The following is a 2,106-nucleotide window of genomic DNA, read 5'->3' on the forward strand; positions in this document are numbered from 1 at the left end:
GGCTCGGGCTCGGGCCGGCGGGGGAGGTGTCTCGGGTGCCAGTGGGGATGCCAGTGGTATTGCGCACTGCCAACAACGGGTCCATGCAGGTCTCCTCTGTGTGGGGGCATCTTGCCGGATGCCGGTCAAGGTTGTCGACCGAGGGACGGAGGACGTACAGCCGTCGCGGTGTAGGAATCCGGCGCCCGGGACGGGCGCGCGGCGCAGCCATAATCCCCGCCGGGCCCTTGCCCGTGTGAAGCCCGTGAACATCCACCCGGAAAGCGCCCTCGATGCAGATCGGTTTTTCCATCAACGAAGTGCTGTGCCTGCTGAGCCTGGCCAGCGGCGCCTGCTGGTTCGCCTGGCGCCGCCGCCTCGCCCGTCTTCCGGCTGACCTGCCCGCCCCGGTGCGCAAGCCGCTGTGGGTCAGCTTCGGCGCCGAGCTGTTCTTCGTGGTGGCGCTGATGTTCACCTGCCGCGTCGCGGTGGCCGACTGGCCGAAGGTGCCGTCCGGTTCGATGGAGCCGACGCTGCGTGTCGGCGACTACCTGCTCGTCAACCACCTGGCGTACGGCCCGCGCCTGCCGTTCACCAACACCGCGATCGAGTTCGGCAAGCCGCAGCGCGGCGATGTCGTCGTGTTCCGCTTCCCGCGCAACGTCTCCGAGTTCTACGTGAAGCGGCTGATCGGCATGCCCGGTGACCTGGTGCGCTTCCAGGACGGCGCGGTCAGCATCAACGGCGCGCCGTTCGAGGTCGAGCCGGTCAGCGACGGCAGCGAACCCGGCGTGCGCGATGAAGACCGCGGGCAGTGGCTGCAGAAGGAATCGCTGCCCGGCCGCGACCACCTGATCAAGGTCAACCCGTTCGTGCTCGGCAGCATGGCGCTCGACCTGCAGCAGCCCGAGCTCGGCCAGCACTGCGTCAACGAGCGCCGCGGCGCGTGGCACTGCACGGTGCCGGCCGGCCAGTACCTGATGCTGGGCGACAACCGCGACAACTCGGAAGACTCGCGCCGCTGGGGCTTCCTGCCGCACGCCGAGGTCTACGGCAAGGCGGTGCGCGTGCTGTTCAACCTCTCCGACATGTCGCGTTTCTGGACACCGCTGTGAGCACTGCATCTTCCACCGACCTGCAAGGCAAGCGCATCGTGCTCGGCCTGACCGGCGGCATCGCCTGCTACAAGGCCGCCGAGCTGACGCGCGCGCTGGTGAAGGCCGGCGCCTCGGTGCAGGTCGTGATGACCGAGGCGGCCGAGCAGTTCATCACGCCGGTCACGATGCAGGCCTTGTCGACCCGCCCGGTGTTCACCAGCCAGTGGGATGCGCGCGAGGCCAACAACATGGCCCACATCAACCTGACGCGCGAGGCCGATGCGGTGCTGATCGCGCCGGCCAGCGCCGATTTCATCGCGCGGCTGGTGCAGGGGCGCGCCGACGACCTGCTGAGCCTGCTGTGCCTCGCACGGCCGATCGAGCGCTGCCCGCTGCTGGTGGCGCCAGCGATGAACCGCGAGATGTGGGCGCACCCCGCGACGCAGCGCAACATCGCACAGCTGCGCGCCGACGGCGCCACCGTGCTCGGCCCCGGCAACGGCGACCAGGCCTGCGGCGAGATCGGCGACGGCCGCATGCTCGAGCCGCTGGAGCTGCTGGAGGACGTGGTGTCGTTCTTCGCGCCGAAGCGGCTGGCTGGACAGCGCYTGCTGATCACCGCCGGGCCGACCTTCGAGCCGATCGATCCGGTGCGCGGCATCACCAACCGCTCCAGCGGCAAGATGGGCTTCGCGATCGCCCGTGCGGCACACGAGGCGGGCGCCGAGGTGACGCTGGTGGCCGGCCCGGTGCACCTGCCGACGCCGCGCGGCGTGCGCCGCATCGACGTGCAGACCGCGCAGCAGATGTACGACGCCGTGCTGCCGCAGGCGGCGCAGCACAGCGTGTTCGTCGCGACCGCGGCGGTGGCCGACTGGCGGCCGGCGTCGCTGTCGGACCACAAGATCAAGAAGAACGGCAGCAAGGTCGCGCCGACCTTCGAGCTGACCGAGAACGCCGACATCCTGGCGGCGGTCGCGAAGCTGCCCGGCCGGCCGTTCTGCGTCGGCTTCGCGGCCGAGAGCCACGA

2 protein-coding genes are annotated in these 2,106 nt (G+C 70.2%); both read left to right on the plus strand.

Features of this window, described 5'->3' with window-relative positions; translation table 11 throughout:
- The first annotated feature begins 272 nt into the window (after positions 1–272).
- Positions 273–1,094 carry a signal peptidase I gene (lepB, locus tag AC1D12_RS31690; RefSeq protein ID WP_052213042.1) on the plus strand — a complete coding sequence of 274 codons (822 nt, stop codon included), beginning with the start codon at positions 273–275 and terminating at the stop codon, positions 1,092–1,094.
- A partial coding sequence (gene coaBC / locus AC1D12_RS31695) for a bifunctional phosphopantothenoylcysteine decarboxylase/phosphopantothenate--cysteine ligase CoaBC (RefSeq protein ID WP_477845144.1) occupies positions 1,091–2,106 on the plus strand: 1,016 nt, incomplete at its 3' end. The genes lepB and coaBC, both read left to right, overlap by 4 nt.

The organism is Rhizobacter sp. P1_G5 (assembly GCF_056405435.1).

Bases quoted from the DNA above. Each gene is read 5' to 3' on its own strand.
- lepB (WP_052213042.1), top strand. From the start codon at position 273: ATGCAGATCGGTTTTTCCATCAACGAAGTGCTGTGCCTGCTGAGCCTG.